Source organism: Aquitalea magnusonii (assembly GCF_002217795.2).
GTDB lineage: Bacteria > Pseudomonadota > Gammaproteobacteria > Burkholderiales > Chromobacteriaceae > Aquitalea > Aquitalea magnusonii_B.
The window spans coordinates 4,328,581-4,353,529 of sequence record NZ_AP018823.1; the positions used below are offsets into that span (position 1 = coordinate 4,328,581).

Sequence of the window (24,949 nt, forward strand, 5' to 3'; positions counted from 1 at the left end):
TAAGGAGAAGGGTATGCGCAGCGCCGTGAATCATCCGTCTCGTCAAACGATTGACGATTTCATCAATAAGAATGTGGATCGCCCAATAGCGAATAAAGTGCTGCACGCACATCCATCGCCGATGCATTGGAAGACACAGTTTGATCGTTCGCGCTTTGATCAAGCCTTGCAAAATAGTGCACAGCGATCGGCAAGCATCAATTTTTATATCGGCATACCATTTTGCTTGCCAACGGATCCTCCGCACTGTGGATTTTGCTTGTTTCCTACTACTGCGTATCAGGGCAAGTCTGCCATTTCGCAATATTTGCACTATTTGGCGATCGAAGCGGATTTGTATAAAGAAACATACGGCCAGGCAAAGATTGCATCCTTGTATGTCGGCGGTGGAACCCCCAATCTGCTTGCTACTCAGCATTATGATGAATTGATAAAGATAATTCAGTCCTTGTTTCCTGATATGGATAGAAATATTGAAAAAACATTGGAGGGCATTCCTCAGCTTTTCTCGGCTGATAAAATTAAGGCTATTCATGAAAGTGGGTTTAATCGCGTCAGCATGGGTGTCCAACAGCTTGATGATAGGTTGATTCAATATAGTGGCAGAAAACAAACAAGCCGGCAGGTGTTTGATGCCATTGAAATGTTTCATCAATATGGGCTCAGTTGTAATGTGGATATGATTTACGGATGGCCGGAGCAATCGATAGATAGCATGCTGGATGGGTTGCGGAAAATTTCAGCTGCGGGTGTGCATCATATTACGCATTACGAGTTGAATATTGCGGGGCGCTCCCATTTTGCTACTAAACAGCGGGCCATATTGCCTTCGCAAGAAGAAAAATATGAAATGTATAAAGTTGCAAAGCAATTTCTACAGGAAGAGGGGTTTGTGCAAAAAACTGCCTATGACTGGGAGAGAAGGTCTGCTAGTAGTCGTGGAAATGCCAAACCATGGGAATATCTGTATGAACAAAACCTAAGGCAGCTTTTTTCTAGCAGTGAGGCAGATTCCCAATGTTATATGGGGGGGTTAGGTTATGCGGCGGTCAATATCCGTCTACAGCCAGACGGGGGTAAAGATTCATTCTCGGCGATGAACCAAAGAAATTTGGCAGCATATATGAAAGATCTAGCTGATCACCGCAAGCCAATAGAGCGTGTGTATTTTCATACTCCCGAGGATGTCAAGCTATGCTGGATATTTCAGGCGTTGCAGGAGCTCAGCGTGAATATGGCCGATTATCGGGCTGTATTTGAGAGTGAGTTTTTGACAGAATATGCGCTGACCGTTGCTGGATTGTTGGAAAAGGAATGGATTGTGGTACGGGATGATGTGCTTTATTTGGTTGGAAGAGGGGAGTTTAATGTTCCTCTGATTCAGGCGATTTTTGCTTTTCAGCTCAGTCAGGAAATCAGCAAGCCGGAGGCAGTCATTCCGATTGCTGCAATAGAATGATTGAAAGAAATCGTAGTGGAGCACATCATCATCACAAGCGCAGATAATGCGCAGGTCTCACTTTGGAAAGTGACGGGCCCACGCCCAGCCATATCGTTGACGGCAGCCCATATTTTCATGACGCATGGCACCTTCTCCGACAAACGCATTTGCCTGGGGCTGGCGCATTATCTGGCCAAACGTGGTGCCACTTGCTGGCTGATGGAGTGGCGGGGGCATGGTAGTAGCCCGCCAGCGGTAGAGCAGTTTGATTTTGAAACCATTGCCTTATATGACGTTCCTGCCGTGTTGCACTATCTGCAGCAGCGGGAAAAGGTGGTTAGCTTGCATGCGGTTACCCACAGCGGCGGCGGTCTGGCGCTGTTGATGTGTCTGCTGCGCCAACCGCAATGGCAGCCACTGTTTGGCAAGCTGGTGTTATTTGCCTGTCAGGCGTGTCATGCCGCGCCATCGCCCTCGCGCCGCCTGTTGCTGAGATCGGCCCGCCTGCTGTCATCATGCCTGGGGCGAGTACCGGGCAAGCGTCTGGGCATTGGTGTGCAGGATGAACCGTTTTACCTGATGTCGCAGTGGTTTGATTGGAATCTGGCAGGCCGGTTTGTTGGCCAGGATGGGTTTGATTATCTGCCTGCCTTGGCACATTTGCCGCATCCGGTGCTGGCGGTGTGTGCCGATCATGACCCTTTTATTGCCCCTCCGGCGGCCTGCCGCCGTTTCTTCCAGGCCTTGTCGGGCCCGCAGCATCGCTATTTGCTGGCTGGGCAGGGGGGTATTGCGCAGGGTTACCGCCACGGTAGCATCATGCTGTCTCGCCGTGCCGCACTGGAGATCTGGCCCAGGGTGGCCAACTGGCTGGATCTGGACTGAGTTGGCTGTGCGGATGTGGCTCCGACGGTACCGCTCAGTTGGGTAACTGGTGTGCCGCCAGCAAATCCTGGGTGAAGGCGCGGACCACCTCGCTTTGCCTGGCGTTTTGCCGTGTCACCAGGTGAAAAGTGGGGTGGTAGCACAGCTGCGCCGCATTGAGTGCCCGCAGCATGCCCTGTTCCACCATGGGGCGAGCGAAGTGCTCCGGCAGAAAGCCCAGATGATGGCCGGACAGAATCAGCACGGCCATGGCTTCCATATTGTCGGCGCGGGCGGTGATGCGCCAGTTTTCCACCGGCAGCGGGATGTCCGGCAGCGGGTAGCTGCGCCAGGCCCAGTCATGCCGGGCGGCTTCTTCCACTGGCATATTGCCGGCCTGCTGGAATAACGGGTGTTCCTGGCTGCAATAGGCCAACTGGTGTTCGGTGAACAGCGGCAGGTATTGCAGGCTGGGGGCGCGGTGCCAGAAATAGCCGATGCCCATATGGATTTCGCCGTTGATCAGCGCTTCTTCCAGGGTGCCGGGTGCCAGCATGGACAGCACCAGTTCCACTGCCTCTTCGCGCTGGCGAAAGCGCCGGATGGTTTCCGACAGCCGTGCATGCGCCCGCATGGTGGTATGCCCCACCACACCAATTCTTAATTGTCCCACCAGCTTGCGTTCCAGTTGCCGTGCTTCCACGCAGAAGGCCTCGGCGGCATCCAGCAGTTGGCGGCTGGCATTGAGTAGCTGGCTGCCCTTGGCAGTGAGGGCAAAACCGGCGCGGCCACGCTCGCACAGGCGGTAGCCCAGCCGGGTTTCCAGCGCGGCCAACTGATTGCTGATGGTGGACTGGCTGACGTTAAGGGTGGATTGGGCGGCCGAAATGCCGCCGGCATCGACAACGGCACGAAAAACCCTGATAAGGCGTAAATCAAGGCTGGACAGGGTATTGAGCATGGTTTTTTCCCGGTGGTGGCGGTGGGTCAGGCCTGTCATTACACACATTCAGATTTATCAATGTAAACAGTGGAATACGGTGATTTTTCCCAAGTTGCCGCCTGAATAGACTGAGCCCTCGTTCAACCTCAGTTTCAGGAGTCTGCATGTCTATCACTGAACGCAACCAGCCGCTGGGCGGCAATGCCATGCCGCGCTTTGGCGGCATTGCCACCATGATGCGCCTGCCCAAGGTGGAAACTGCCGCTGGTCTGGATGCCGTGTTTGTCGGCCTGCCGCTGGATATCGGCACCTCCAACCGCAGCGGCACCCGTTTTGGCCCGCGTGAAATCCGCAATGAATCGGTGCTGCTGCGCCCTTACAACATGGGAACCGGTGCCGCCCCTTTTGACAGCCTGCAGGTGGCCGACATTGGCGATATCGCCACCAATCCCTACAACCTGCTGGACAGCGTGGCGCGCATTGAGGCCGCCTACCGCGAGCTGCTGCAGCATGATGTGATTCCGCTGGGCCTGGGTGGCGATCACACCGTCACCCTGCCCATCCTGCGCGCTATCGCGGCCAAGCATGGTCCGGTGGGGCTGATCCATGTCGATGCCCATGCCGACATCAATGACGACATGTTTGGCGAGAAGATTGCCCACGGCACCACTTTCCGCCGTGCGCAGGAAGAAGGCCTGCTGGCTGCCGAACGCGTGGTGCAGATCGGCCTGCGCGGCAGTGGCTACGCCGCCGAGGATTTCGACTGGGCGCGTCGTCAGGGTTTTCGCGTGGTGCCGGCGGAAGAGTGCTGGAACCGTTCGCTGCAGGGGCTGATGCAGGAAGTGCGCCAGCAACTGGGTAGCGGCCCGGTGTACCTGAGCTTTGATATCGACGGCATCGATCCGGCCTTTGCCCCCGGCACCGGCACGCCGGAAGTGGCCGGCCTCACCACGGTGCAGGCGCTGGAAATCGTGCGCGGTTGTCACGGCCTGAATCTGGTGGGCTGTGACCTGGTGGAGGTCTCGCCGCCATACGACACCACCGGCAATACCGCCTTGCTGGGGGCCAATCTCTTGTTCGAGATGCTGTGTGTATTACCCGGCGTGACCATCCGCCGCTGATGATGCCAACCAGGCTGCCACAGAGCAGCCAATCAAACCCTTATAGCCAATTGCCAACAAAGGCACACTTAGGAGACAAACCATGGGACTCGATATTTTTGTCGTGTTCATTTATATCGCCGGCATGCTGGCGCTGGGCTGGCTGGGCATGCGCCGCGCCACCAGCCGGGAGGAATTTCTGGTGGCAGGGCGCAATCTGGGGCCGGGCTTTTACATGGGCACCATGGCCGCTACCGTACTGGGCGGGGCATCCACGGTGGGGACGGTGAAGCTGGGTTATGTGTACGGCATTTCCGGCTTCTGGCTGTGTGCCGCACTGGGGTGCGGCATTCTGGTGCTCAATCTGTTCATGGCCAAGCCGCTGCTCAAGCTGAAGGTGTTTACCGTCACCCAGGTGCTGGAGCGCCGCTACAACACCCTGGCACGCCGCACCAGCGCGCTGGTGATGCTGATGTATGCGGTGATGATCAGCGTGACTTCGGTACTGGCCATTGCCACCGTGATGCAGGTCTTGTTCGAGCTGCCGTTCTGGCTGGCGGTGGTGATCGGCGGCGGCGTGGTGGTGCTGTATTCCGCCGTTGGCGGCATGTGGTCGCTGACGCTGACCGACATCGTGCAGTTCATGATCAAGACCATCGGCCTGATGTTCATCCTGCTGCCCATCTGCCTGTACCGCGTGGGTGGCTGGGAGCAACTGGCAGCCAAACTGCCGGCGTCCTACTTCAGTTTTACCGCCATCGGTGGTGAAACCATCATCACCTACTTTGTCATCTACTTCTTCGGCATCCTGATTGGCCAGGACATCTGGCAGCGGGTATTCACCGCGCGCAGTGAGGGCGTGGCGCGCTATGCCGGCAGTATTGCCGGGATTTACTGCATCGTGTACGGCCTGATTTGCGCTGCCATCGGCATGGCCACCAAAGTATTGCTGCCAGACCTGGCGGTGCCGGCCAATGCCTTTGCCTCCATGGTGAAGGAAGGCTTGCCGGACGGGGTGCGCGGGCTGGTGATTGCCGCCGCCCTGGCTGCGATGATGTCCACCGCCAGTGCGGCCTTGCTGGCGGCGTCCACCACGCTGACCGAAGACCTCAGTGGTCGTGACGGTTGCAGCCTGTGGACCAACCGCATTGTCACCCTGCTGGTTGGCGTGCTGGTGCTGGTGTTGGCCATGCTGGTCAGCGACGTGATCAGCGCGCTGACCCTGGCTTACAACCTGCTGGTGGCCGGCATGCTGGTGCCCTTGCTGGGGGCCATCTTCTGGCCGCGTGCCACCACGGCAGGTGCCATCAGCAGCATGGTGCTGGGCTGTGGCACCGCCATCATGGCCATGATCAGCTACGGTCTGGATTCCAATTTGCCGATCTATCAAAGCCTGGTGGTGAGCGTACTCAGCTTTGTGCTGGTCAGCCTGTGTACCCGCAGGGAGCACAACACGGCCGCCACTTTCTGAAGGATGAAAATCTAGTGCCTGCAGCCGGCAGTCTGTCACAGACCGCCGGCTGTTTTTGCATGTTCAGCAGTCCAGATGCGCGGCATGGAAGCGCAGCTGTTCCTCGATAAAGCTGGCAATGAAGTAATAGCTGTGGTCATAACCGGGGTGGCGGAACAACTGCAGCGCATGGCCGCCAGCACGGGCGGCCTGTTCCAGCGCCTCCGGCTTGAGCTGTTCTGCCAGAAAACCATCGGCCAGGCCGATATCCACCCGCAGCGGCGGTATCTGTTGTACCTGGCCCAGCAAGTGGCAGGCATCCCACTGCAGCCATTGCTGACGGTCTTCGCCCAGATAGGCGGCAAAGGCCTTCTGCCCCCACGGTACATGCACCGGGTTGGCAATCGGGCTGAAGGCCGAGACCGATACATAATCCTGTGGCCGCTTGAGCGCACAGATCAGCGCACCGTGGCCACCCATGGAATGGCCGGCAATGGCACGGCGTTGACTGACCGGGAAATGCGTTTCAATCAGCGCCGGCAGTTCGCGGCTGACATAGTCGTACATCTGGTAATGGCGGTTCCACGGTGCCTGGGTGGCATTGAGGTAAAAGCCCGCTCCCTGGCCCAGATCGTAGGCCGCATCGTCCGCCACGCCCTCGCCGCGCGGGCTGGTGTCCGGGGCCACGATGGCCATGCCCAGCTCGGCGGCAATACGCTGCGCACCGGCCTTTTGCATGAAGTTTTCGTCCGTGCAGGTCAGGCCGGACAGCCAGTACAGCACCGGTACCTTATCGCCGCGGGCTGCCTGCGGCGGCAGGTAGATGGCAAAGCGCATGCGGCAGCCCAGTACCGCCGAATCGTGCAGGTATTGCTTGTGCCAGCCGCCAAAGCACATGGCGCTGCTGATGTTTTCCAGATTCATTTCCGTCTCCCGAAAAAGCCGGGCCAGCGACAGCATGGCCCGGCAGGGTGGCGCCAAGCGCGGCTCAGCAGAGCGCAGCGTCCCTGTGGCTGCGCCGCTTGGCACCGCCAACAAAACCGCGTAGAGAACCCGGACCAAGGTGCGCCGCCGCAGACAGTACAGGGCGTACCGCAAGGCGGCGTAACGCTGGGGCCGGGGTTTTGTTAGCGGGTCTTAGTCCTTGCCGTAATGAATGACGGAGCGAATACTCTTGCCCTCATGCATCAGCTCGAAGGCGGTGTTTACTTGTTCCAGCGGCATGGTGTGGGTGATGAAGTCGTCCAGGCGGAATTCGCCCTTCAGGTAGCGCTCCACATAGGTGGGCAGTTCGGAACGGCCACGCACGCCGCCAAAGGCCGAGCCGCGCCATACCCGGCCGGTCACCAGCTGGAAGGGACGGGTGGAGATTTCCTGACCGGCACCGGCCACGCCGATGATGACCGACTCACCCCAGCCCTTGTGGCAGCATTCCAGCGCCGAGCGCATCACATTGACGTTGCCGATGCACTCGAAGGAGAAGTCCACGCCGCCATCGGTCATTTCCACGATCACGTCCTGAATCGGCTTGTCGAACAACGTGGGATTGATGCAGTCGGTGGCACCCAGTTTTTTCGCCAGTTCGAACTTGCTCTCATTGATGTCGATGCCGATGATGCGGCTGGCTCCGGCCATGCGCGCGCCGATGATGGCCGACAGGCCGATGCCGCCCAGGCCGAAGATGGCCACGGTATCGCCCGCCTTCACCTTGGCAGTATTCACCACCGCACCCATGCCGGTGGTGACACCACAACCCAGCAGGCACACTTCTTCCAGCGGTGCCGCCTTGTTTACCTTGGCCAGCGAAATTTCCGGCAGCACGGTGTATTCGGCAAAGGTGGACGTGCCCATGTAGTGGTAGATGGGCTGGCCGTCCTTGGAGAAGCGCGTGGTGCCGTCCGGCATCAGGCCCTTGCCCTGGGTGGCGCGGATTTTCTGGCACAGATTGGTCTTGCCGGATTTGCAGAACTTGCACTCGCCACATTCCGGCGTGTACAGCGGAATCACATGATCGCCCACCGCCACGCTGGTGACGCCTTCGCCCACCGACTCCACAATGCCGCCGCCTTCATGGCCCAGGATGCAGGGGAAGATGCCTTCCGGGTCGGCACCGGACAGGGTGTAGGCATCGGTATGGCACACGCCGGTGGCCACCAGCTTCACCCGTACTTCACCCGCCTTGGGCGGGGCCACTTCCACTTCCTCGATGGACAGCGGCTGACCGGCAGCCCAGGCAACGGCAGCCTTGCACTTGATGATGTCTTGACTCATGGCGATCTCCTGACGGGGTAATCCGCCCGCGCCACGGCATGCATGCGGCGGTGTGCGGGGCGGTTGAGTAGGGCTGCTGGCAGGCAGCAGTAAAGCGCCATTGTATTGCGACTGTTTTTGCCGATAATCTGCCTAATCGGTAAATGATTTTTTCTCAGGAGTAATAATGGCGGCATGGCAAGGGGTAAGCGAATTCGTCAGCGTGGCCGAACTGGGCAGCTTTACCCGTGCGGCACGGGCGCTGGATCTGTCGGTGGCGCAGGTCAGCCGCGAAGTCACCCGGCTGGAACAGCGCCTGCATGTGCAATTGCTGTACCGCACCACCCGGCAGTTGACGCTGACCGAAAGCGGCCAGCTATACCTGCAGCATTGCCGCCAGTTGCTGGACGGGCTGGACGAAGCCGAACGCGCACTGTCGCTGCATCAGGCCGTACCGCAAGGCAGGCTCAAGCTCACCGCGCCGGTGGCCTATGGTGAAAGCCATATCGCCCCGCTGATTACCGACTTTCTGCAGCAATACCCGGCGCTGGAGATTCAGCTCAACCTCAGCAACCAGGTGCTGGACCTGGTGGCCGAAGGCTATGACCTAGCCATCCGGCTTGGGCATCTGAGCGAATCCAGCCTGGTGGCGCGGCGACTTGCCAGCCGCCGCCAGCATGTGTGTGCCGCCCCGGCTTATCTGCAACGTCACGGCCTGCCCAACAGCCTGTCCGAACTGGAGCAGCACAACTGCCTGCTGGGCAGCAACGACTTCTGGCATTTACAGGAAGGCGGCAAACGCCGCCTGCTGCGGGTGAAGGGCAGCCTGCGCTGCAATAGCGGCCACGCGCTGACCCATGCCGCGCTGCAAGGGGTGGGCATCGTCCAGTTGCCGGATTACTACGTGGCGCGTCATCTGCACAGCGGCGCGCTGGTGGAGTTGCTGACCGCCTATCGCGAACCGGACGAAGGCATCTGGGCGCTGTATCCGCACAAGCGTCAGCTCTCGCCCAAGGTGCGCATGCTGGTGGACCATCTGGCCGAGCGCCTGCCCGGCTTCAAGCCGCCTCAAGCCTGACGCTGGCTTATCATCAGGCCGCGCTTGCCCAGGGGCTGGCGGTGACGCTGGTGGAGGACAGTCACAACAACCATTTTTCCTTGCTGGATGAACTGGCGGTTGCCGACAGTCCGCTGAGCCTTGCCTTGTTGCGGATGGTCGGGGCTTGGAGCCGCTCACAAAACCTCGTAGAGCACCCGAGTCAAGGCGCGCCGACGCAGACAGTACAGTGAGTACGGCAAGTCGGCGCAACGCAGAATCGGGGGGGTGTTAGCGGGTCTTAAGCCTGCTCAGGCCGCAGGGGCTATCAGCGCATGCAGCCCGCCCCAGGCAATTTGCAGGCCGACGGCAAAAATCAGGAAGGCCATGAAGCGGTTGATCATGTTTTCCGATGCCGCGCCCAGCCGCGCCACCAGTTGCCCGGCATTCAGATAGCACAGGTATATCAGCACGCTCATGGCGGCCATGCCGATGATCAGCCCGCTGGTACTCAGCGCCGAGCGGACATAGCTTTCGTTGTAACTGTGTGCGCTGAGGGTGAGCACCACCGAGATGGTGCCCGGCCCCACGGTGAGGGGAAAGGACAGCGGGTAGAACAGGTCATTCTCCACACTGCTGCGCTGTCCGGCATCCACCGCTGCCGATTCCGCGCTATTGGCCGGCTTGTCCTGATTACTTGCCGTGCTGCTGAGCGATGTCCAGCCCATCTTGCAAATCATGATGCCGCCGGCCAGCTTCACCACCGGAATGGACAGGCCGAACAGCATCAGGATCCAGCGCCCCGTGAACAAGGCGGCAATCACCGTCAGCATGGCGTACCAGGCAATCTTGCGGATGGCCTGCTTGCGCTCAGCCAGCGGCAGATGGCGGAAATAAGGGTTGACGATGAAGGCGGTGCCAATCGGGTCCACCACCGGAAACAAGGTGATGAAACCGACAAAAGCAGCATGCAGTACGGTATTGAAATCATCCAGCAAGGCAATCATGACAGGCATCCGGAGGGTGATGGCAGGGTTTGGTGTACAGCGTTGGCGGGGTATTGCCACGGTTTTGCGACGCTAGCACGGGCCTGTCGGCAGCCTCAATGTGCCACCCGGCTTGATCTGCGCATTCCATACCATCTTGGGAAACTTCCTAAGCCGGTGTGATGAAGCCGCCGGCCAGCGCTTGCGCGCACGGGCAAACCGGGTGAAATGCCGCCGGGGATTCCGTATCATGCAGCTTTGCCGCCGGCCTGTTGCCAGGCGGCGCTCTGCATGCAAGGCCATCCATGTCCCTTACCCGGCAAATCCCCCGCGAAGAAATCAAGACCATGCCGCTGTTTCCGGCGCTGACCCCGGAGCAGGTATGCATGCTGGACAGCCCGGAAGCCCTGGCCGCTGCCATGCCTGCGCTGCTGGCAGCCCCGGTGCTGGGTTTTGATACCGAATCCAAACCTACCTTCCGCAAGGGCGAGGAGTCGGACGGCCCGCACCTGATCCAGTTGGCCGACAGCCAGTGCGCCTGGCTGGTGCCGGTGGTGAAGGGCGTGCTGCCGGAGGAAATCAAAGCCTTGCTGGCCGATCCGGCCCGCCCGCTGGTGGGTTTCGATCTGGTATCCGACCGGGCGCTGCTGAAAAGCCGCTTGGGCGTGGAATGCGGCGGGCTGATCGACCTGGGTAATCTGCTGCCCTCGGACGATGCCCGCATCACCGTGGGCGCGGTGCAGGCGGTGGCGCGGCTGTTTGGCGCTTACTTTCGCAAGTCGAAAAAGCTGTCCACCACCAACTGGTCACGCCTGCCCTTGAGCCCGGCCCAGCAAGCCTATGCCGGTAACGATGCCTGGGTGGCGCTGCGCGTGTATCAGGAACTGCAAGCCCGTGGCCTGTTGCGGGAAACCACGGCATGAACGACTGGACGCGCGACTTTGCCATTCTGGACGCGCTGGACGAGGCCAGCCGCGCCCAGTTGCTGGCCCACTGTCATGCCCTGAGCGCCCCGGCCGGCACGGTGCTGTTTCGCGAAGGCAGCCCCTGCCAGGCCTATCTGTTTTTGCTGCAAGGGCAGATCCGGGTACAGAAAGTGGGCGAAAACGGCCGCGAAATCACCCTGTACCGGGTGGAAAGCGGGCAAACCTGCATTGTCACCACCGCCTGCCTGATGAGCGGTAACGACTACGATGCCGAAGGGGTGGCCGAAACCGCCATCCACGCCCAGGCGCTGCCGATTCCGGCATTTCGCCAATTGCTGGCCGACTCCGCCAGCTTCCGCGACTTCGTGTTCCGCGCCTATGGCAGCCGCATTGCCGATTTGCTGTTACTGATCGAGGAAGTCAGCTTTGGCCGCATCGACCAGCGTCTGGCCGCCTGCCTGTTGCAACGCGCTGGCGGCCAGAGTGCCTTGGCCATGACCCATCAGGAACTGGCGGCAGAGCTGGGCAGCGCGCGCGAGGTGATCAGCCGTCAGCTCAAGGACTTCGAGCGCCGTGGCTGGATCCGCCTTGGCCGTGGCCAGTTGCAATTGCTGGATGCTGCTGCCTTGCAGCAGCTGACTGGTAAGTAGGCTGTGGTACAGAGCTGCGAACAAAACCTCGTAGAGAACCCGAGCCAAGGCGCGCCGCCGCAGACAGTACATGGCGTACGGCAAGGCGGCGCAACGCTGGAGCGGGGGTTTTGTTAGCGGCTCTTATGGCTGGCCGCGCTGCTGTGTGACCTAGTCACTGAAGCGGACGGCGGCAAGGTCTAGCATCTCCTCATCGCCATCCCGCATGGCCCTGAACCGAGGAGAACACTATGTCCCCGAATGTAGGCGGTATCGACCGCATCCTGCGCATCGTGATTGGTATTGCCCTGATCATTGCCACCGTGGCCGGCCTGCTGCCGGTGTGGGGCTGGATCGGCGTGGTGCCGCTGGCCACCGGGCTGATTGGCTGGTGTCCGGCCTATCTGCCGTTTGGCATCAAGACCTGCAAGCTGAAGTAAGCGCGGCTGGCAAAATCCCTGCTGCTGCGTTGCGCCGCCTTGCCGTACTCCTTGTACTGTCTGCGTCGGCGCGCCTTGCCCCAGGGGCGCTGCGCTATTTTGTCAGCCGCGCCTGGGTATGCTCGCAAAACCCTGCTGCTGCGTTGCGCCGCCTTGCCGTACTCTTTGTACTGTCTGCGTCGGCGCGTCTTGCCTCAGGGGCGCTGCGCTATTTTGTCAGCCGTGCTTGGGCATGCTCACAAAACCCTGCTGCTGCGTTGCGCCGCCTTGCCGTACCCGGTGTGCTGTCTGCATTGGCGCGTCTTGCCCCAGGGGCGCTGCGCTATTTTGTCAGCCGCGCTTGGGTATGCTCGCAAAACCGTGCTGCTGCATTGCGCCGTTGCCTGCAGCAGGTGCAGACCTGCCCGAATGGCCGTAGCCGGTGGCATGGTGTAGCCTGACAGCCTTGCTTTCCTACCGGTCTGTTCATGTCCTCTGCTACGCCTGCCCGCCCCTTGTTGCAACGTATCAGCCCCTTGCTGGGGCTGTTGCCCTTTCTGCGTACTTATCGCCGTCGTGCCTGGCTGGCCCTGCTGGCGCTCACCGTGGCCGCCGTCTCCACGCTGGTGTTGCCCATGGCCTTCCGCGTGCTGATCGACCAGGGTTTTTCCAGCCGTAATGCCGGTCATATCAACCAGTACTTCCTCATGCTGTTTGGTGTGGCGGTGGTGCTGGCTCTGGCCACCGCCGGGCGCTTTTATCTGGTGTCCTGGCTGGGCGAGCGGGTGACGGCGGACGTGCGCAGCGCGGTGTATCGCCACGTCATCAGCATGAGCCCGCAGTATTTCGAAACCACCCAGACCGGCGAAGTGCTGTCGCGCCTCACCACCGATACCACGCTGGTGCAGACGGTGATCGGCACCAGCCTGTCCATGGGCCTGCGCAATGTGTTGCTGATGCTGGGCGGGCTGGTGATGCTGGCCATGACCAGTCCCAGCCTCACCGGCTACATTCTGGTGACGCTGTTGCTGGTGGTGCTGCCCATCGTGCTGTTTGGCCGCCGCGTGCGGGCGCTGTCCAAGTCCAGTCAGGACCGCATTGCCGATTCCAGCGCCATGGCTGGGGAGGTGCTCAACGCCATTCCCACCGTGCAGGCTTTCAACCAGCAGGCGGCGGAAGCCAGCCGCTTTGTCGGCTCGGTGGAGCTGAGTTTTGCCACCGCGCTGGCGCGCATCCGCGCCCGTTCGCTGCTGACGGTGGCGGTGATCATGCTGATCTTCGGTGCCATCGTGTTCGTGTTGTGGCTGGGTGCGCAGCAAGTGCTGGCCGGGCAGATGAGCGGCGGCCTGCTGGCGCAGTTCATCCTGTACGCAGTGGTGACGGCCGGGGCGATTGGCGCGGTGGCCGAGGTATGGGGCGATGTGCAGCGCGCCGCCGGGGCTACCGAGCGGCTGATGGAGCTGCTGCAACTGGCCTCGCCAGTGACCGAACCCGCCCAGCCGCATGCCTTGCCGACGGCAGGGCGGCTGCGCTTGCAGCAGGTGAGCTTTGCCTACCCCTCACGGCCGGAGCAGCCCTCGCTCAGCCAGATTGATCTGGAACTGGCTCCCGGCGAGCACGTGGCGCTGGTGGGGCCGTCCGGTGCGGGCAAGTCCACGCTGTTCCAGCTCTTGCTGCGTTTTTACGACCCGCAACAGGGGCAGATTTCCCTGGGCGGCATCGACATCCGCCAACTGGCGCTGGCCGATTTGCGCCAGCACATTGGCGTGGTGCTGCAGGATTCGGTGATTTTTGGCAGCAGCGCGCTGGAGAACATCCGCTATGGCAGGCCGGATGCCAGCGATGAGGAAGTCTACGCGGCGGCTCGTGCTGCGGCCGCGCATGACTTCATCCAGGCCCTGCCGCAAGGCTATGCCACTTATCTGGGCGAGCGCGGCGTGCGCTTGTCTGGCGGTCAGCGCCAGCGCATTGCCATTGCCCGCGCCATCCTGAAAAACCCGCCCATCCTGCTGCTGGACGAAGCCACCAGCGCGCTGGATGCCGAATCGGAACAACTGGTGCAAGAGGCGCTGGAGCGTGCTGCCGCCAATCGCACCACGCTGGTGATTGCCCACCGGCTGGCCACGGTGAAGGAAGCCGACCGCATCGTGGTGCTGGAAGGCGGGCGCATCGTGGCACAGGGGCGGCATGAGGAACTGCTGCACAGCTCGCCCTTGTATGCGCGGCTGGCGGCCTTGCAGTTTGCTGCCGGCTCAGCCGGCGCGTGACAGGCCACGCTGGCGGAAGCGCTGGTGTTCCTCTGGCGGAACCAGCGCACCGCCTGTGGTCCACACCACATGATGGGCATCCGCCAACTGCTGTTGCAGGCCGTGCGCTGCCAGATAAGCCTGCCCGGCTGTGCTATTGCATAGCCAGTCGGGGCCACGCACCGCCGCTGCAGCGGATGGCTCCAGCGCCAGTTGGCAGTGGTCTTCCACCTGCAAGCGCAGGCGGAACAGATCGTCATCGCCAACGGTAAACACCCCGCTCAATTCGGCCCGCATCAGGGGGGCCACCAAGGGCGAAGCCAGGCCTACCGCCAGACCATCGGCCTCGGTGCGGTTGTCCAGCCCGATGTCGTATACCGATAGCGGCGCATCGCTGCCGCTGGCCAGTTGCACCAGCATGCAGGGCGAAGCCACCGGCTCGGCAAAAAAACAATGCACATGCGGGCCGAACAACAGCTTCAGGCCAAAGGTAATGCCGCCCGGTGCGCCACCCACCCCGCAAGGCAGGTAGACAAACAAGGGGTGGGCCGCATCCACCACTGCGCCCTGCGCTGCCAGTTGTGCGGCTAGCGCAGCCGCGGCGGCGGCATAACCCAGCAGCAGCGGCAGCGAGTGTTCGTCATCAACAAAATAACTGTTGGGGTCGGCTTCGGCCGTGGCGCGGCCCGCCGCCACGGCGGCGGCGTAGTCACCGGCATGTTCCACCACGGTCACCCCACGCTGGCGCAGCCGCGCCTTTTTCCATTCCTTGGCCTCCACCGACATATGCACCACGGCCTGAAAACCCAGCGCCGCCGCCATGATGCCAATGCTCAGGCCCAGATTGCCGGTGCTGCCCACCACCACCCGGTGGCTGGCAAACAAGCTGCGTGCCGCCGCGCCTGCCAGCAGGCGGCGGTCGTCTTCCGGTTGCAACACACCGTGCTGCAAGGCCAGCGCTTCGGCATGGGCCAGCACCTCGTGAAAACCGCCACGCGCCTTGATGGAACCGGCCACCGGCAGCGCATGATCGCCCTTCAGCCAGCACTGCCCCTGCACGCCACGGTATTCCGGCAGGGCGTACAGCGCGCTGGCATCGTGCAAGGCGGATTCGATCTGCCCCTGCGTGGCGGCCAGTTCGGGAAACAGCATGGCCAGCAGGCCGGCACAGCGTTGCAGCCGCGCTGCGGCCTCGTGGACTTGTTCCGCCGTGGGGGCGCTGGCAGGCAGGGCGCTGCCCAAGCAGGGGTTCAGCCACAGCAGGGCTTGTTTTGACTGTAGGGCGGCTAATAGGCTGACCGGCAGGGTGGCAGGCATGGCGTGTCTTCCGGGTGAATATATAGCCCGCATTCTAGAGCGCCACTGCTGCCAAAAAACAGCGATACTTGCTGCTGAATCCATTAGTGGAGCTTATGTCAATGCTGGATGCTTCCATCCTGGCCCACCTGCGTTGCTTTGACGTGGCGGCCCGCCTGCTCAGCTTCACCGCCGCCGCCGGGCAGCTGCACCTGACCCAGAGCGCGGTCAGCCAGCAAATCCGCCAGTTGGAACAGCGGCTGGGCTACCCGCTGTTTGTGCGTCAGCACCGCCGCCTGCAACTCACCGCCCAGGGCCAGACGCTGTACCGCACCGTCAGCACCGCCTTGCAAGACATCGACACCACCTTGCAGCAACTGGCGGAGCAGGACAGCGTGCTGCAGATCAGTTGTGCGCCGTCCTTTGCGCTGGACTGGCTGATGCCGCGCCTGAGCGCCTTCCAGCAGCAATACCCGGCTATTCAGGTTAGGCTGCGCGCCGAATTCCAGCGCATGCGCCGGCAGGACATGCTGGCGGCGGGCGTGGCCATCTGCATCCGCTACGACCCGGACGAGATGGCCGATCTGCCCGGTATTCCCCTGCTGGATGAAGTGCTGCTGCCGGTGGCCAGCCCGGACTGGTTGGCCGCCCATCCCGATCCGTGCCGTCCCGGCATGTCTCTGACGCGCCTGCATGACAGCGCCGCCTGGGACGGTGCGCCGCCATTTGCCGAATGGGACTGCTGGCAGCAAGGCGCGGCAGAGGCGTTCCGCTTTGCCCCCGCGCCGTGGCAGGAGCGGGAATACAATCTGGCCAGCCTGTCGCTGGCGGCGGCCTGTCAGGGGCAGGGTGTGGCCATGGCGCGCGCCGCCCAGGTGCTGGAACTGCTGCAGCAAGGCCGCGTGCAACAGGTACTCCCTGCCACGGTGGCCGCCCCGGCGCGTTATGTGTTGCGCTGCCTGCAGCCGGAAGACCGCCGGGTACAGTTGTTCAGCCAGTGGCTGCAACAGGCCTGCCAGCAGTTTGTGCGCCAGCGCCGGCAACGGCTGGGGGTGTGACCGGGGTGACGGGCAGGGTAAAACTGGCCCGCCACCGCGCTTTGCACTACATTGATTTTCCCTGCTTTTACCGCCAGCCATCATGAACCAGCCACCAACACCGGACAGCCAGGGTTTTCTGCCCGCCACCCACCAGGTGGTGCTGCGCTACCACCAGGCGTGGAAACAGCGTCGGCTGGAGGACATCCTGGCGCTGTACCACCCGGACATCGCCTATCACGATTTCCTGCAAAACCGGGTGTTCCGGCTGGCCGAGCTGCATGACTATGTGCGGTCCTCCCTGCCGCAGGGCGAGGCGGAGCGGCTGGAGCACTGCGACCGCATCCGCGTGGATGGCGATACCGCCTTCATCCAGTACCAGTTGGTGTTGCGTGGCGGGCTGGCTTCCTTTCACAGCAGCGAAGCCATCACCGTGCGTGACGGGCTGATCTGGCGCGTACGCGAATATGCCACCTTGCAGCACGGCACGGCGCAGGGCCAGCCTGCCAGCAGCAGTGCCAGCCCGCTGCAAAAGCTGGGCCTGTCTGCGCGGCAACTGGGGCGCATGGCGGAAGACCTGCACAGCTACTTCCGGCAGCAGCAGCCTTATTTGCAGGCCGATTGCACGCTGGCCGCGGTGGCGGCAGCCACCGGCTACAGCCGCAACCAGTTGTCCTATCTGCTCAACCAGGTGCTGGGGCAAAGCTTTTACCGCTATGTCAACCAGGCCCGGCTGCAACATCTGCTGGCCAGCCTGCCCGCCGCAGACAGCATGGCACGTATCGACCAACTGGCGTTTGCCGCCGGTTTCAATTCGCTGTCGGTGTTTTACCGCTGCTTCCGCCAGCACACCGGAATGTCGCCCGCTGCCTGGCTGCGGGTTTCTCCGCGCGGGTCCGCAGCGACGACAGGCCAGGGCAGTGCCGACTAAGCTGCCTTCCATTCTTGATGGAGAGGGCAGAACATGGCCGCAACACAACACATCAGCCTGTGGATGGAACAACTGGGCGACAGCCTGATGCCGCGTGCGGCGCTGCCGGGCGATATCGAGGCCGATGTAGCTATTGTCGGTGCCGGCTTCACCGGGCTGTGGACCGCCTATTACCTGAAGCAGCAGGCCCCGGATCTGCACATCGTGGTGCTGGAAGCCCAGATTGCCGGCTTTGGCGCCTCCGGCCGCAATGGCGGCTGGCTGATTGGCGAAGTGCTGGGCGAGGACCGTCTGCTGGCCGCGCTCGACCCGGCGGCACGGGCGCAAAGCCGTGCCTTGCTGCACGATATTCCCGATGAAGTAGGCCGCGTCATCGCCCGTGAAGGCATTCATTGCCATTACCGCAAGGGTGGGGTGCTGTATTGCGCTGCCCGTTATCCCGAGCAGGAAGTGCGCCTGCGTCAGCAATTGGCCGCCTGGCGTGCCCATGGCCATGGCGAAGAGGACTACCGCTGGCTGGAGGTGGCCGAGCTGAACCAGCAACTGCGGCTGGCCACGCCGTATGGCGCGGTGTATTCGCCGCATGTGGCCACCATTCAGCCCGCGCGGCTGGTGCGCGGGCTGGCCGCCTGTGTGGAGCGGCTGGGCGTGCAGATTTACGAACAATCCCGCGTCACCCACTGGCAGCCCGGCGTGCTGCACACTGCGCAAGGCCGGGTACAGGCGCACTGGCTGGTCCCCGCCATCGAAGGCTATGCCAGCACCCTGCCACCGTTTGGGCGTTATCAGTTGCCGGTACAAAGCCTGATCATTGCCACCGAGCCCTTGTCCGACGCGCTGTGGGAGGAAATCGGCCTGCGTCACGGCCAGGCCTTCAGCGAAAACAGCCGCCAGGTCAGCTATGGCCAGCGCAGCCGCGACAACCGGCTGGTATTCGGTGCCCGTGGCGGTTACCGCTTTGGCGGCAAGCTGCGCCAGGACTTCACCCTGACAGCAGACGAAATCGCGCTGCGCCGCCAGTTGATGGTGGAGCTGTTTCCCATGCTGGACAAGGTGCGTATCAGCCACGGCTGGGGTGGCAATCTGGGCGCGGCGCGGCGCTTTCAGCCGCATATGGTGTGCGATGCCGGCGTAGGGCTGGCCTGGGCCGGTGGCTATGGCGGCGAGGGCGTGGGCGCCAGCAATCTGGCAGGCCGTACGCTGGCCGACCTGATGCTGGGCAAGGACACCTTGCTGACCGGCCAGCCCTGGGTAAAAACCGTGGCCAGCCTGGGCCGCTGGGAGCCGGAGCCGCTGCGCTGGCTGGGCTACAACGCCATCATCAAGAGTTTTACCTGGGAAGACCAAACGCTGAACAAGCCGCACAGCCCGCGCTGGCAGCGCCGGCTGGCCCAGGATGTGGCCGGTTTCATGGAAGGGCTGATGCAGTAAGCCGGTGTTTATCCCTTCCGCTATTCCTTCCCGACAGGAGAGCAGCATGTCCATCACCCATCTGCCGCAAAGCGGCAGCATATCCTTGTCCGCCGCCATGCCGGTGGCCCAGCCGCTGGGTACGCCGCATGCCGCCACCCGTGTGCATGCCGTGGAGCGCCCGGATGGCGTGGAAACCGGCGTCTGGGAGTGCAGCCCTGGCCGCTGGCGACGCCAGATCATGCAGGCCGAGTTCTGCCATTTCATCCAGGGGCGTTGCCGTTTCATTCCGGATGCCGGTGAGGCCATCGACATTGCTGCCGGCGATGCCGTGTATTTCCCGGCCAATAGCCGCGGGGTATGGGAAGTGACCGAAACCGTGCGCAAAAGCTATGTGCTGCTGCCCTGAACCGGGCCAGCCTCGCCGACATGAAGACTGCCTGGACGAGACAGGGGGCTTGTCCTAAACTGACCGCTGTCTTTTCATGCCGGCCTGCTCCGGCCACCCGGGCTCCTGTTCATGAATGCAGCCAACAAATTGCTTGCGGCTGTCCGCTTTCGCTGGCGGGTGCGTATTCCAGACGCGCTATGGCCGGAGTTCGAGCATTACATCCTGCGCCAGCACCGCCCCTTTTTGCTGCTGACCAACATCATCGCCGCCCTGGCTTTTTTTTCCTATGTGCTGGCTGATGCGCTGCTGATACCCGATATGGCCAGCGCGTCGCTGCTGACGCGGGCAACCCTGCTGGTGGTGGCCATGGTGAATATCTGGCTGGTGTTCGGTCGCAGCCGCAATGTGCTGCTGATGGACCAACTGATGCCGGTACACGACCTGATTGCCACCCTGTCCTGGTTCGAGCTGCTCAAGCGCAGCCATTCGCCCGATGTGCCCACCTTTCTGTATGCATCGCTGATCTTCATCGTGTTTGCCAATCTGGGCGTGCGGGTATCGTTCAAGGGGGCGGTGCTCAGCTCACTGGCCATTTCGGTTGCCATCATGAGCAATGTGGCGCTGATGAACCCGCATGACAGCAAGCCGCTGCTGGTGTTTTCGCTGGTCTACCTGCCGGTATTGCTGTTCTGCCTGTTCATGAGCTGGAGCACCACCACCAGTGTGCGGCTGGCGTTTTACACCGCGCAGGAGCAGCGGCGGCGCAAGCATGAGCTTTCCACCCTCAATCAACGCCTGCAGATGCTGGCCTCCACCGACGCACTCACCCGCGTGGGCAATCGCCGTGCCTTCGATCTGCAATTGCAAGCATTCTGGCAGCAGTCGCAGCAACATGGCCGCCCCTTTGCCCTGCTGCTGGTGGATATCGATTACTTCAAGCCCTACAACGACCATTACGGCCATCCGGCCGGGGATCACATCCTGGCGGATGTGGCCAGCGCCATGGTCAGTTGTCTGCGTAGCGGCCAGGCACTGGCTTTTCGCTATGGCGGCGAGGAATTTGCCATCCTGCTGCAAACCGGCAGCCAGGACGAGCTATTGCACATTGCCCAGCGGGTGCAACAGCAGGTAGCGGCGCTGGAGGTGGAGCACCGCTACCGGCCGGACGGCTTGGGCTACCTTACCATCAGCCTGGGTGCCGCCCTTTCCAGCCTGCATGGGCTGCAACATGCCACCGATCTGCTGGCCTGCTGCGACCGCATGCTGTACCGCGCCAAGCAGCAAGGGCGCAATCAGGTGCTGCTGGCCCAGGACGAAACCGTCGGTATCGTCTGACCGCCGGCCTGCGCCAGCACCGCTCCCAGCAGTACATCCGCCCCCATGCGCAGGTCGTCCGGCAGCGCGTCTTCGGCCTCGTTGTGGCTAAGGCCGTCCACGCAGGGGACAAAAATCATGGCGCTGGGACAATGCCGTGCCAGATGGATGGCATCGTGGCCGGCACCGCTGACCATCTCCTGATGCGGGTAGCCCAATGCCGTCACTGCCTGGCGCACCGCGGCAATGCAGTCGCGGTCGAACGGTGTGGCGGCACTGAACCAGTGCTGCTGGATATTGACCGTCAGGCCGCGTTGCGCGGCCAGTTGCTGCAGCACCCTCCGGGTACTTTCTTCCATGGCATGGATCTGTGCGTCCTGCGGGTGGCGCAGGTCCACGGTAAACCGCACCTGGCCGGGGACGGTATTGCGCGATGCGCCGGGAATCAGCAGTTGCCCCACCGTCACCAAACCGTGCGGGCCGAATGCATTGGCCAGTTGTTCCAACTGGCTGATCATGGTGCTGGCGGCAAACAGCGCGTCGCGGCGCAGCCGCATCGGCGTGGTGCCGGCATGGGCCGGTCTGCCCGATACCAGTACGTCCAGCCAGCAGATGGCCTGTCCACCCGTCACCACGCCAATTGGCAGCCCCGCTTGCTCCAGGATCGGCCCCTGTTCGATATGGGCTTCAAAATAGGCGGCAAATCGCCGCCCCAAGGGCAGGTTGCCGGCCTGGCCGGCCAGGGCGGTGGCAACACTGATGCCCTGGGCGTCTTCTATTGCCAGCGCATCGGCCAGCGGCACTACCCCGCAAAACGTCGCAGAACCCAGCATGGCCGGGGTAAAACGTGCGCCTTCCTCATTGGTCCATACCGCAATTTCCAGCGGCCTGTCGGTGGTGATGCCGGCATCGTTCAGGCTGCGCACCACTTCCAGTCCGGCCAGCACGCCATACGTGCCGTCAAAGCGGCCGCCGGCGGGCTGGGTATCCAGATGGCTGCCCATCACCACCGGCTCGGCCTGCGGTGTGCGCCCGGCGCGACGGGCAAACAGATTGCCGATGGCATCGGTATCCAGGCTCATGCCGGCCTGATGGCACCAGTCGGCAAACAGGGCGCGGCCGGCAAAGTCTTCTGCCGACAAGGCCAGCCGGCAATTCCCACCGGCGGCGGTGGCACCAACCTCGGCCATGTCCATCAGGCTGTTCCACAAGCGTTGACCATTCACGGTCAGCATGGTCCTTCTCCTTGGTAAGGGTTGCTCCGGTTGGCCTGGTCAGTAGCCCAACGCCGGATCGGCCCGATGCAGCAGCGGCGCGGCGCTGCTCAGCCGCCGCGTGTTTTCTGCGATCTGGCTGGCAATGCAGTGCGCCGAGGCAGCCGAGGCCATGTGCGGTGTGACGGTGACGCCCGCGGTGTGCCACCAGGGGTGAGCGGCGGGCAGCGGTTCCTGTTCGAACACGTCCAGCAAGGCCGCGCGTAACTGGCCACTGCGCAGCGCCTCCGCCAAATCCGCATCGGCCACATGCTGGCCACGGCCACCATTCACCAGCACCGCGCCTGGGGCCAGCGTGGCAAACACCTGGCGGTCCAGCAGCCTTTCGGTGGCGGCGGTCAGCGGCAGCAGATTGATCAGCAGGTCCAGCCCGGCCAGGCAGTGCGGCAAGCCGCTGTCACCGTGGTAGCAGTCCACCCCGGCCAGCGTCTTGGGGCTGCGCGACCAGCCACGCACCGCATAGCCGGCCCCGGCCAGATCCTGTGCCACGGCGCTACCCATCGACCCTAGCCCCAACACCCCCACCTTGTAGGCGCTGGCCGGGCATTGCGGTGGGCGTTGCCAGCGCGCCTGGCGCTGGTTGGCCAGTACGAGGTCGAAGTGGCGCTGATAGTGGATCACCGCCCAGCGCATGAATTCCACCATGCCCTGGCGTTGTTCCGGGTCCACCACCCGGCACACCGGCACCGGCGGCAGGCTGCCGCTACTGTCCAGATGTTCGATGCCTGCGGACACGGAATGAATCAGCCGCAGCCGTGGCAGTGCCTGCAAGGAGCCGGGAGGGGGAAACCAGCAGGCGGCAACCTCGGCCTCTGCCGCACCTGCCTGGTGTGCCTGCAGCACGCGCAGCTCGGGTGCCACCTGGGCAAAAGCCTGCTGCAATTCGGTGATCAGTTCGGCATCGTCGGTGAGAAGAACAACCGTGCTCATGAGGCGTAGCTTTCCTGTTGGTCGGCAATCAGCGCCAGCGCTGCCTGCCAGCCCAGGGCGATGATTTCTTCTTCATCGTCCAGGGCAAACTGGTCGGCAGTATGCTGGCGCACCGCTTCGCTGGGATAGTGCAATTGGCAGCCGCCGGCCATGGCCTGCACCTGTGCCTGGCAGGCCCGCTCCAGGAAGTAGATTTCGTGGAAAGCCTCGGCCACCGAGCGTCCCCCGGCCAGCAGGCCGTGGTTGCGCAGGATGATTGCCTTGTTGCGCGGGCCAAGATCGGCCACCAGCCGTTCGCGTTCCTCCAGCGACAGGGCAATGCCTTCGTATTCGTGGTAGCTCAGCCGGCCATAAAACTTCAGCGCATGCTGGGTAATCGGCAGCAGGCCGTGTTCCTGTGCCGACACGGCCATGCCGGCGGCGGTATGGGTGTGGATCACGCAGTGCAGGTCGGGGCGCGCCATGTGTACGGCAGAATGGATGACAAAGCCGGCCCGGTTGACGCGCTGGGCGTCACCATCGCCGCCCACCACATTGCCATGCTGATCGATGCGCACCAGGTCGGAAGCGCGCATGTGCTGGAACAACACCCCGTAGCGGTTGATCAGGAAGTGATGCGCCGGGCCGGGAATGCGCAGCGAAATATGGGTATCTATCATGTCCGTCATGCGGAAATGGGCAATCAGCCGGTACAACGCTGCCAGCTCGCAGCGTGCCTGCCATTCAGCAGAGGAAAATCGGGCTGCTGGGTTCATCAGGTTCTCCTGGGGTTTACAGACAAAAAGCGCATGCCGGCATCTGCACTGCCGCCGGTGGCGGGTCAGCCCAGATATCCCGGCACGGGACGGCAGGGACAACAGTGAAAAACAGCGCAGCGGCCAGCTTTGTCCTGCGGTGGCCGCATCCATCAGCAGCATGTGCTTGGTGGACGGGCGGACGACAAAACCGGCGGCACTGGCGGCCAGCGTGCTCCGCCTGGGCTTGCCGGCGGGGAAGCACGACAGACCCGGCCGCACCTTGCAACTGGCGCAAAGTCTGCGACATGGGGTCCGTTCTGTTGCCATGACTGGTACACAGGCCAAGTCCGACATCACATCAGGACTGGGGGGCAGAAATGATAGGCAGGGTTGGAAAGGCTGCAGGACTTGTCTGGAGATGTGCTGGGAAACTGGCGGGTAATGGCACCCGCCAGTCCTGGCGGCGCTATTTAATGAGCCGGGCTGCCACACTGGCTACAGAACTGGCTGTTGGCCGGCAAAGTGGCATTGCATTGCCGGCATTGGCCGGGGCTTAGCGTCTGCCCACACTGCGGGCAGAAGCGCATGCCGCTGGCAAGCGGTGTCTGGCAACGCGGGCAGGCGCTGCCCGGCGCAGGGCGGTGTGCCGGTGCATGGCTGCCGTGACTGCCATGACTGCCGTGATGGCTGCCGCCATGGCCCTGCTGCCTGCCATGGCCGTCAGCATGCGCCTGTCCCAGTATTTTTTTCCAGAATTCCATGTCGTGATCTCCTTGAATGCAAATGAAGCAGCCTGCGGCGGCGGCCCCCATCGGGCGGATACCGGCAGGTCACTGCTATTGCAAACCATGAAGTCACTTTAAGGTCAATACCGGCGGCAGTCTGACCGGCATCATCCTGCCGCCTGCTGGCAAGGCTGAGCGCGCTGGCGGCAAGGATTGCCTGCCAGCGGCAAGATTGGCGTCAAGAAATGTTAGCGAATGATAAGAAAGGAAAAATCAGCCTCGCATCAGGCTGGTATGGATATTGCAGTAGCAGCGCATCCCCTGCCTGGCTTGCTGGCTTGCGCCGGGATCATCCAGATATCACCACCAGATCACCAGGAGTCAAGCAAGATGGCCATGCCGATTTCCCCTGCCAGCAGCTATGGCAGCTATATGCCCAAAACCACCAGCACCAACCGTCAGACCCCGCCCGCCACGCCATCTGCCACGGCCCCGGCAGCGGACCAGCCCGCCAACCAGGGCAGCACCCTCGGTTCGATGATCAATACCAAGGCCTGAGCTGCCGCCCGCCAGGCCGCAACTGCCAGGCCGTGCTTGCTGCGCGGTGCGCCAGG

24 protein-coding genes are annotated in these 24,949 nt (G+C 62.4%); 15 read left to right on the top strand and 9 right to left on the bottom strand.

The window, feature by feature from the left end:
- Positions 1-13 precede the first annotated feature (13 nt).
- The gene (locus tag DLM_RS20345) at positions 14-1,459 is read left to right on the top strand and encodes a coproporphyrinogen-III oxidase family protein (protein WP_089083094.1); all 1,446 of its coding nucleotides are present in this window, start codon (positions 14-16) and stop codon (positions 1,457-1,459) included.
- Positions 1,460-1,576: 117 nt separating this feature from the next.
- Positions 1,577-2,326, top strand: a complete 750-nt coding sequence (locus DLM_RS20350; protein WP_145985903.1) for an alpha/beta fold hydrolase — start codon at positions 1,577-1,579, stop codon at positions 2,324-2,326.
- Between the two features lie 34 nt (positions 2,327-2,360).
- Here the strand turns inward: DLM_RS20350 and DLM_RS20355 are convergent, their stop codons facing one another.
- Complete coding sequence (locus tag DLM_RS20355; RefSeq protein WP_231959920.1) at positions 2,361-3,305, bottom strand: LysR family transcriptional regulator; 945 nt, start codon at positions 3,303-3,305, stop codon at positions 2,361-2,363.
- A 107-nt stretch (positions 3,306-3,412) separates the two neighbouring features.
- On the opposite strand from DLM_RS20355, the gene speB reads away from it, so the two are divergent.
- Positions 3,413-4,369 carry an agmatinase gene (gene speB / locus DLM_RS20360; RefSeq protein WP_089083082.1) on the top strand — a complete coding sequence of 319 codons (957 nt, stop codon included), beginning with the start codon at positions 3,413-3,415 and terminating at the stop codon, positions 4,367-4,369.
- 82 nt (positions 4,370-4,451) lie between these two features.
- The gene (locus DLM_RS20365; RefSeq protein ID WP_089083081.1) at positions 4,452-5,819 is read left to right on the top strand and encodes a sodium:solute symporter; all 1,368 of its coding nucleotides are present in this window, start codon (positions 4,452-4,454) and stop codon (positions 5,817-5,819) included.
- A 63-nt stretch (positions 5,820-5,882) separates the two neighbouring features.
- Here DLM_RS20365 and fghA read toward each other — a convergent pair whose 3' ends face one another.
- The gene (gene fghA / locus DLM_RS20370) at positions 5,883-6,716 is read right to left on the bottom strand and encodes an S-formylglutathione hydrolase (RefSeq protein WP_420000722.1); all 834 of its coding nucleotides are present in this window, start codon (positions 6,714-6,716) and stop codon (positions 5,883-5,885) included.
- A 219-nt stretch (positions 6,717-6,935) separates the two neighbouring features.
- Positions 6,936-8,057 carry an S-(hydroxymethyl)glutathione dehydrogenase/class III alcohol dehydrogenase gene (locus tag DLM_RS20375; RefSeq protein ID WP_420000723.1) on the bottom strand — a complete coding sequence of 374 codons (1,122 nt, stop codon included), beginning with the start codon at positions 8,055-8,057 and terminating at the stop codon, positions 6,936-6,938.
- A gap of 178 nt (positions 8,058-8,235) precedes the next feature.
- Between DLM_RS20375 and DLM_RS20380 the strand changes: the two genes are divergently transcribed.
- Positions 8,236-9,126: a LysR substrate-binding domain-containing protein gene (locus DLM_RS20380; protein ID WP_089083079.1), complete on the top strand. Its 891-nt coding sequence runs from the start codon at positions 8,236-8,238 to the stop codon at positions 9,124-9,126.
- Between the two features lie 269 nt (positions 9,127-9,395).
- Here the strand turns inward: DLM_RS20380 and DLM_RS20385 are convergent, their stop codons facing one another.
- Positions 9,396-10,091, bottom strand: coding sequence for a MarC family protein (locus DLM_RS20385; protein WP_167467179.1), 696 nt, complete (start codon positions 10,089-10,091; stop codon positions 9,396-9,398).
- 284 nt (positions 10,092-10,375) lie between these two features.
- Between DLM_RS20385 and DLM_RS20390 the strand changes: the two genes are divergently transcribed.
- The 4 genes from DLM_RS20390 to DLM_RS20405 all read left to right on the top strand — a co-directional run bounded on the left by DLM_RS20390 (position 10,376) and on the right by DLM_RS20405 (position 14,311).
- The gene (locus DLM_RS20390) at positions 10,376-10,993 is read left to right on the top strand and encodes a 3'-5' exonuclease (protein ID WP_089083077.1); all 618 of its coding nucleotides are present in this window, start codon (positions 10,376-10,378) and stop codon (positions 10,991-10,993) included.
- Entirely contained in the window at positions 10,990-11,646 is a 657-nt protein-coding gene (locus tag DLM_RS20395) for a Crp/Fnr family transcriptional regulator (RefSeq protein ID WP_089083076.1), read from the top strand. The genes DLM_RS20390 and DLM_RS20395 overlap by 4 nt, the downstream gene beginning before the upstream one ends.
- A 230-nt stretch (positions 11,647-11,876) precedes the next feature.
- Positions 11,877-12,065, top strand: coding sequence for a YgaP family membrane protein (locus DLM_RS20400; protein WP_089083075.1), 189 nt, complete (start codon positions 11,877-11,879; stop codon positions 12,063-12,065).
- Between the two features lie 467 nt (positions 12,066-12,532).
- Positions 12,533-14,311 (top strand): ABC transporter transmembrane domain-containing protein, encoded by a 1,779-nt coding sequence (locus DLM_RS20405; RefSeq protein ID WP_089083074.1) that lies wholly within the window; start codon positions 12,533-12,535, stop codon positions 14,309-14,311.
- Here DLM_RS20405 and DLM_RS20410 read toward each other — a convergent pair.
- Positions 14,297-15,607, bottom strand: a complete 1,311-nt coding sequence (locus DLM_RS20410) for a D-serine ammonia-lyase (protein WP_197715462.1) — start codon at positions 15,605-15,607, stop codon at positions 14,297-14,299. The genes DLM_RS20405 and DLM_RS20410 overlap by 15 nt on opposite strands.
- A gap of 101 nt (positions 15,608-15,708) precedes the next feature.
- On the opposite strand from DLM_RS20410, the gene DLM_RS20415 reads away from it, so the two are divergent.
- From DLM_RS20415 to DLM_RS20435, 5 genes are all read left to right on the top strand, one after another.
- Positions 15,709-16,644, top strand: a complete 936-nt coding sequence (locus DLM_RS20415; protein ID WP_089083072.1) for a LysR family transcriptional regulator — start codon at positions 15,709-15,711, stop codon at positions 16,642-16,644.
- 82 nt (positions 16,645-16,726) lie between these two features.
- The gene (locus DLM_RS20420) at positions 16,727-17,554 is read left to right on the top strand and encodes an AraC family transcriptional regulator (protein WP_089083071.1); all 828 of its coding nucleotides are present in this window, start codon (positions 16,727-16,729) and stop codon (positions 17,552-17,554) included.
- A gap of 33 nt (positions 17,555-17,587) precedes the next feature.
- Complete coding sequence (locus tag DLM_RS20425; protein ID WP_089083070.1) at positions 17,588-18,985, top strand: NAD(P)/FAD-dependent oxidoreductase; 1,398 nt, start codon at positions 17,588-17,590, stop codon at positions 18,983-18,985.
- A 46-nt stretch (positions 18,986-19,031) separates the two neighbouring features.
- Entirely contained in the window at positions 19,032-19,373 is a 342-nt protein-coding gene (locus DLM_RS20430; protein WP_089083069.1) for a cupin domain-containing protein, read from the top strand.
- Between the two features lie 111 nt (positions 19,374-19,484).
- Positions 19,485-20,690: a sensor domain-containing diguanylate cyclase gene (locus DLM_RS20435; RefSeq protein WP_089083068.1), complete on the top strand. Its 1,206-nt coding sequence runs from the start codon at positions 19,485-19,487 to the stop codon at positions 20,688-20,690.
- Here DLM_RS20435 and DLM_RS20440 read toward each other — a convergent pair.
- The 4 genes from DLM_RS20440 to DLM_RS20455 all read right to left on the bottom strand — a co-directional run bounded on the left by DLM_RS20440 (position 20,648) and on the right by DLM_RS20455 (position 24,371).
- Complete coding sequence (locus DLM_RS20440; protein WP_089083067.1) at positions 20,648-21,904, bottom strand: Zn-dependent hydrolase; 1,257 nt, start codon at positions 21,902-21,904, stop codon at positions 20,648-20,650. The genes DLM_RS20435 and DLM_RS20440 overlap by 43 nt on opposite strands.
- 39 nt (positions 21,905-21,943) lie before the next feature.
- The gene (locus DLM_RS20445) at positions 21,944-22,873 is read right to left on the bottom strand and encodes a 2-hydroxyacid dehydrogenase (RefSeq protein WP_089083066.1); all 930 of its coding nucleotides are present in this window, start codon (positions 22,871-22,873) and stop codon (positions 21,944-21,946) included.
- The gene (locus tag DLM_RS20450) at positions 22,870-23,628 is read right to left on the bottom strand and encodes a class II aldolase/adducin family protein (protein WP_089083091.1); all 759 of its coding nucleotides are present in this window, start codon (positions 23,626-23,628) and stop codon (positions 22,870-22,872) included. Before DLM_RS20450 ends, DLM_RS20445 begins: the two co-directional genes overlap by 4 nt.
- A 452-nt stretch (positions 23,629-24,080) precedes the next feature.
- Complete coding sequence (locus DLM_RS20455; protein ID WP_167467180.1) at positions 24,081-24,371, bottom strand: zinc ribbon domain-containing protein; 291 nt, start codon at positions 24,369-24,371, stop codon at positions 24,081-24,083.
- A 354-nt stretch (positions 24,372-24,725) separates the two neighbouring features.
- Here DLM_RS20455 and DLM_RS23460 point away from each other — a divergent pair, with 354 nt between their 5' ends.
- Complete coding sequence (locus tag DLM_RS23460) at positions 24,726-24,893, top strand: hypothetical protein (RefSeq protein WP_167467181.1); 168 nt, start codon at positions 24,726-24,728, stop codon at positions 24,891-24,893.
- Positions 24,894-24,949: the final 56 nt, after the last annotated feature.

Coding starts and splice junctions, on each gene's coding strand:
- DLM_RS20345 (WP_089083094.1), top strand. CDS start 14: ATGCGCAGCGCCGTGAATCATCCGTCTCGTCAAACGATTGACGATTTC.
- DLM_RS20350 (WP_145985903.1), top strand. CDS start 1,577: ATGACGCATGGCACCTTCTCCGACAAACGCATTTGCCTGGGGCTGGCG.
- DLM_RS20355 (WP_231959920.1), bottom strand. CDS start 3,305: ATGACAGGCCTGACCCACCGCCACCACCGGGAAAAAACCATGCTCAAT.
- speB (WP_089083082.1), top strand. CDS start 3,413: ATGTCTATCACTGAACGCAACCAGCCGCTGGGCGGCAATGCCATGCCG.
- DLM_RS20365 (WP_089083081.1), top strand. CDS start 4,452: ATGGGACTCGATATTTTTGTCGTGTTCATTTATATCGCCGGCATGCTG.
- DLM_RS20380 (WP_089083079.1), top strand. CDS start 8,236: ATGGCGGCATGGCAAGGGGTAAGCGAATTCGTCAGCGTGGCCGAACTG.
- DLM_RS20385 (WP_167467179.1), bottom strand. CDS start 10,091: ATGATTGCCTTGCTGGATGATTTCAATACCGTACTGCATGCTGCTTTT.
- DLM_RS20390 (WP_089083077.1), top strand. CDS start 10,376: ATGTCCCTTACCCGGCAAATCCCCCGCGAAGAAATCAAGACCATGCCG.
- DLM_RS20395 (WP_089083076.1), top strand. CDS start 10,990: ATGAACGACTGGACGCGCGACTTTGCCATTCTGGACGCGCTGGACGAG.
- DLM_RS20400 (WP_089083075.1), top strand. CDS start 11,877: ATGTCCCCGAATGTAGGCGGTATCGACCGCATCCTGCGCATCGTGATT.
- DLM_RS20405 (WP_089083074.1), top strand. CDS start 12,533: ATGTCCTCTGCTACGCCTGCCCGCCCCTTGTTGCAACGTATCAGCCCC.
- DLM_RS20410 (WP_197715462.1), bottom strand. CDS start 15,607: ATGCCTGCCACCCTGCCGGTCAGCCTATTAGCCGCCCTACAGTCAAAA.
- DLM_RS20415 (WP_089083072.1), top strand. CDS start 15,709: ATGCTGGATGCTTCCATCCTGGCCCACCTGCGTTGCTTTGACGTGGCG.
- DLM_RS20420 (WP_089083071.1), top strand. CDS start 16,727: ATGAACCAGCCACCAACACCGGACAGCCAGGGTTTTCTGCCCGCCACC.
- DLM_RS20425 (WP_089083070.1), top strand. CDS start 17,588: ATGGCCGCAACACAACACATCAGCCTGTGGATGGAACAACTGGGCGAC.
- DLM_RS20430 (WP_089083069.1), top strand. CDS start 19,032: ATGTCCATCACCCATCTGCCGCAAAGCGGCAGCATATCCTTGTCCGCC.
- DLM_RS20435 (WP_089083068.1), top strand. CDS start 19,485: ATGAATGCAGCCAACAAATTGCTTGCGGCTGTCCGCTTTCGCTGGCGG.
- DLM_RS20440 (WP_089083067.1), bottom strand. CDS start 21,904: ATGCTGACCGTGAATGGTCAACGCTTGTGGAACAGCCTGATGGACATG.
- DLM_RS20445 (WP_089083066.1), bottom strand. CDS start 22,873: ATGAGCACGGTTGTTCTTCTCACCGACGATGCCGAACTGATCACCGAA.
- DLM_RS20450 (WP_089083091.1), bottom strand. CDS start 23,628: ATGAACCCAGCAGCCCGATTTTCCTCTGCTGAATGGCAGGCACGCTGC.
- DLM_RS20455 (WP_167467180.1), bottom strand. CDS start 24,371: ATGGAATTCTGGAAAAAAATACTGGGACAGGCGCATGCTGACGGCCAT.
- DLM_RS23460 (WP_167467181.1), top strand. CDS start 24,726: ATGGCCATGCCGATTTCCCCTGCCAGCAGCTATGGCAGCTATATGCCC.